1 protein-coding gene is annotated in these 1,076 nt (G+C 61.3%); it reads left to right on the forward strand.

Annotated elements, in window-relative coordinates; genetic code table 11:
- Window positions 1-100 precede the first annotated feature (100 nt).
- The coding region (locus tag B7L71_RS08890) for an IS5 family transposase (RefSeq protein ID WP_081137423.1) at window positions 101-1,076 on the forward strand (976 nt) is incomplete at its 3' end.

A 1,076-nucleotide genomic window follows, 5' to 3' on the forward strand; every position in this document is an offset into this window, starting at 1 on the left:
ATTAAGGAAACGCTGCATAAATCCCGTCGGAGCTGCCTCATAGCCACCGACGAGGTAAAATCTGACCTGTCGTCCAACACCCGCTGACAGAGCCACTCCGATGAAACAGATCTCATTCGCCCAGGCTGAGCACCAGAACAAGAAGAAGGTCACCCGCCGCGAGCGGTTTCTTGCCAGGATGGAGAAGCTGGTGCCATGGCAGCGACTGATCGAGGCGCTGTCGCCATCCTATTTCCCGAACGCAGCCGGTAAGCGAGGGCGTCCGCCGATCGGCCTGGAGCGCATGCTGCGCGTCTACTTCCTCCAGCAGTGGTATGCCCTGGCCGATGAAGCGCTGGAGGACGCCATCTACGACAGCCAGGCGATGCGCGACTTCATCGGTATCGATCTGGCCATCGAGAACGTACCGGACGCGACTACGCTGCTGCGCTTCCGTCATCTGCTGGAGCAGCATGCGCTGACCCAGCGGATTTTCGAAGAGATCAACGCCAGTCTGGCCGAGAAGGGCCTGTTCATGCGCGAGGGCACCATCGTCGACGCCACCATCGTAGCGGCCGCGCCCTCCACCAGGAACAAGGCCAAGCAACGCGATCCGGAGATGAAGCAGACCAAGAAGGGCCAACAGTATTACTTCGGCATGAAGGCGCATATCGGCGTCGATGCCGTCACCGGGCTGACCCACAGTGTCGCCGCCACGTCGGCCAATGTTGCCAATGTCACCATGGCGGGCCATTTGGTCCGGGGCGATGACCCGCGGGTATACGGCGACGCGGGCTACACCGGCATGTGGAAGTACCTGGACGAAGAGAAGGATGCCCCGGACTCCCGCTGCTGTGTTGCCGCCAAGCGCGGCCCCATCAAGAAGATGGAAGACAGTCCCATGAAAAGGCTGCTGCTGGCGATCGAGAAGGCCAAGGCCAGCCTCCGCGCCAAGGTCGAGCACCCGTTTCATGTCATCAAGAACCTCTTCGGCTACCGGAAGGTGCGCTACAAGGGGCTGGCCAAGAACCAGGCGCAGCTATTCAGCCTGTTCGGATTGGCCAACCTGGTGCTGGCGACACGATGCGAGGGCCGAG

The sequence above is a fragment of the Halomonas sp. BC2 genome (assembly GCF_002078115.1).
GTDB lineage: Bacteria > Pseudomonadota > Gammaproteobacteria > Pseudomonadales > Halomonadaceae > Vreelandella > Vreelandella stevensii.